The organism is Candidatus Aquicultor secundus, from assembly GCF_002791875.1.
In the GTDB taxonomy this organism is placed as follows: Bacteria; Actinomycetota; Aquicultoria; order Aquicultorales; family Aquicultoraceae; genus Aquicultor_A; species Aquicultor_A secundus.
Genome location: NZ_PFNG01000262.1, coordinates 1 through 3,495, shown reverse-complemented (window position 1 = coordinate 3,495; position 3,495 = coordinate 1). Strand labels below are relative to the sequence as shown.

The 3,495-nt window shown below is 52.0% G+C and carries 3 protein-coding genes; 2 read left to right on the top strand and 1 reads right to left on the bottom strand.

From position 1 onward, the window contains the following. The first annotated feature begins 344 nt into the window (after positions 1-344). Positions 345-1,520, top strand: a complete 1,176-nt coding sequence (proB, locus tag COY37_RS11180) for a glutamate 5-kinase (RefSeq protein ID WP_286977606.1) — start codon at positions 345-347, stop codon at positions 1,518-1,520. Between the two features lie 17 nt (positions 1,521-1,537). Then, positions 1,538-2,806 carry a glutamate-5-semialdehyde dehydrogenase gene (locus tag COY37_RS11175; protein ID WP_286977603.1) on the top strand — a complete coding sequence of 423 codons (1,269 nt, stop codon included), beginning with the start codon at positions 1,538-1,540 and terminating at the stop codon, positions 2,804-2,806. A gap of 249 nt (positions 2,807-3,055) precedes the next feature. Here the strand turns inward: COY37_RS11175 and COY37_RS11170 are convergent. Then, on the bottom strand, positions 3,056-3,495 hold a 440-nt coding region (locus COY37_RS11170), incomplete at its 5' end, for a CBS domain-containing protein (protein WP_286977602.1).

The following is a 3,495-nucleotide window of genomic DNA, read 5'->3' as shown; positions in this document are numbered from 1 at the left end:
ATTCTAACCAGGGTCCAGAGACTCTATAGTGTCCAGAGACCAGGGTCCGGGGTTCCGGGAAGACCGGTTAATAGGTGAATGGGTTGATAGATGAATGGGTTGATAGATGAATGGGTTAATAGCGGGTGAATGGGTTGATAGGTGAATGGGTTGTGGGTAGAGGGAGTGGGTAAGAGTGAGTAGCGAGTACATGTCATTCTGAGGCGATAGCCGAAGAATCTCGGGTGCAACCACAGCGACTGCAACTTATCAGCGTCTAGGCGTAGCTAAACTATTGTAAAAAGAAGGTTTTCCCCGAACCCCGGCCTCTGGACCCTTACTTATTAGCAGGTAAACATGCTAAAATGTTTATTAGCTTTATAATCCAACACACAGAGGTGCAAATTAATTGCAAAGGACTGAATGCCTTCCGTAATGCTCGTCGAGTAGTTATTAAGCTTGGGACGAGCACTATTACCAAGAGCACGGGCGAAATCGACCACGTGCAGCTAAAAAACATAGTCGATCAGGTGGCGAAACTTAGGGCCAAGGATTACCAGGTCGTAATCGTTTCTTCGGGCGCTATCGCCGCCGGAGTCGAAAGTCTGGGGCTCAAAGCCAGACCGGCCGCCATACCCGAGCTACAAGCCGCTGCATCGGTTGGCCAGGGGTTACTGCTCCACGAATACGCAACGCTTTTCAGCGAACACGGATTAAAAGTCGGCCAGGTTTTGCTGACCCAGCACGACATCGTCCACCGGCAGCAATACCTTAACTCACGCAACGCGCTCAAGACTTTGCTTAAATTGGGAATAGTCCCAATAATTAACGAAAACGACGCAACGGCTGTCGATGAGATTAAATTCGGCGACAACGATACGCTTGCGGCGCTGGTCGCCAATCTTGTCAATGCCGATATTTTGATACTGCTCTCGGATATCGAAGGGCTTTACACATGCGACCCGCGTTTTGGCGGAGACGCTTGTCTTATCCCGGAGGTCAAAGATATTACCTCTGAGCTGGAGGATCTGGCCGGTAGCGTCGGTAGCGAGTTTGGCTCGGGCGGTATGGCCACGAAAGTGCAGGCGGCCCGGATCGCCATTTTCGCATGTGTCGGCATGGTTATCACAAACGGGCGAAGGCCGAACGTTTTGGTAGACATAATGGATGGCAAGCGAATCGGCACATTCTTTATACCAAGAAAAAAGAAATTAAGCGGTCGTAAACTTTGGATCGCGTTCGGCAAGTCGACCGCTGGAAGCATTACCGTTGACGACGGTGCGGTTAACGCTCTCATCGCATCGGGCAAAAGTCTCCTGCCGGCCGGCGTTGTTGCAAGCGAAGGTGAGTTCCAGGAAGGCGATGCGGTAAATATAAAAGATATGCGTGGGCGGATTTTTGGAAAAGGGATAACCAATTACTCCTCGGATGAGGTGGACCGGATAAAGGGTCTGAAAACCTCTGAGGCCATGGAAAAGTATCCCGAGAGCATGAACAACGAAGAGATTATCCATAGGGATTGTTTAGTAATTTTACGCTAGGGAGGGGATTTACGACGATGGCGCAGATAGAGCGTTTGCGGGCTGAAGTTGTTGAGATCGGGAAGAGGGCCAAGACCGCCGCGGCGGCGATGGCGACGTTGAGCACAGAACAGAAAAACAATGCGTTGATCAGTATGGCTGAAGCTCTGGTTGCCAACGCTGAGCACATATTGGCCGCCAACGAAAAGGACATGGAAGCAGCGGCCGCTGCCGGGATAGGCTCATCGCTGCTCGACCGGTTGATGCTTACCTCGGTGAGGGTTAAAGAGATGGCCGAAGGGCTTTACGATGTGGCGGTTCTTACCGATCCGGTGGGCGAAACGATTAAGGGATGGCGTGTGCCGAACGGCCTGGACATACGCCAAGTCAGGGTCCCCCTAGGCGTTGTGGCGATTATTTATGAGGCGAGGCCGAATGTCACAGTCGAAGCGGCGGGTCTTTGTGCGAAAAGCGGAAACTCGATTATTCTGAGGGGCGGCTCGATGGCGCTTCACTCCAACCTTGCGCTCACGGAAGTAATCGCAAACGCGGCAACCGAGGCCGGGCTTCCCGCCAACGCCATTCAGGCGCTGGCAAATCCCGACCGCGAAGCGGCAAAAGAGCTTATGAGGCTCGACCATTTTATCGACCTGCTTGTTCCAAGGGGCGGGCCCGAGTTAATTCATGCTGTGGTGTCGCATGCCACGGTGCCGGTTCTCTGGGCGGGTGCGGGCAACTGCCATATTTACGTGGATGCGAGCGGCGACCTTGAGATGGCCAAGAGGATAGTTATAAACGCCAAGTGCCAGCGCCCCAGCGTTTGCAATGCGGCAGAAACGTTGCTTGTGAACAGGGAAATCGCAGAAACATTTCTGCCAATGGTGGGTGCGGACCTGACGGCGCAGGGCGTGACCATCATCGGGGACAAGACGACCAGGAAATACATTCCTACAGCGCAAGAAGCGACCGAGAAGGATTGGTTTACCGAGTATCTGGAGCTTAAGATAGCGGTTCGTGTAGTCGATTCCACCCAGGCGGCGATCGACCACATAAACACCTATGGGACCAGGCACTCCGAAGCGATTATCACCAAAGACCTCGAGTCGGCGCGCAAGTTTACGCAAGAAGTGGATGCTGCGGCCGTCTACGTAAACGCCTCGACACGGTTTACCGATGGCTCGCAGTTCGGGCTGGGTGCAGAAATAGGTATCAGCACACAAAAACTTCACGCGAGGGGCCCTATGGGCTTGACAGCCCTCACGTCTACGAAATACGTTATAGAAGGAACCGGACAGATTAGATCTTAGGTCTTAGGTTTAGGAGGTACACCTTGACTATCGAGCAAATAGCAACGCTGGTTATTTTGGTCTTAATTCTCGGCTTCGGCATTTGGGCTTACACTGCATCATCGGCGGCGCATAAAGAAGACGAAACAGAACAATCGAGTTAGCGGTAATAACACGGCGACCCATAAACAAAAGAAAAGCCAAGTAGCCATTAGCTAATACAACCAGCTACTTGGCTTTAGTTGTCCATTACCACACGCTGATTACACGCTAAGCGGCCATTTCCGGACGGCTGGGCTCCGAAACCTGCTCCAAGACCTCACCGGCCTCCTCGATATTCTGGCTGCGCACTGCTATATCGCCAAGCGATAGTATTCCTACCAGCAGTCCATCCTGATCGACAACCGGCAATCTCCTTATTTTAAACTCCTCCATGATATGCGCGGCCTCGTCCAGGTCGGTATCGGGTGATACGACATGTAGGTCGGAACTCATAATTTCGCCAACACTTGTGTTCTCAATATCCATGCCATCGGCAACCGCACGAATAACGATGTCGCGGTCGGTCACGACACCGATTAAGATATTGCCATCCAGAATCGGCATGAAGCCCACATCGATATCCCTCATCATAGAAGCGATATTCATAATGGAATCGGTAACTTGAGCAGATTCAGGATTTTTTGTCATGATGTCGCTGACGTTCACAA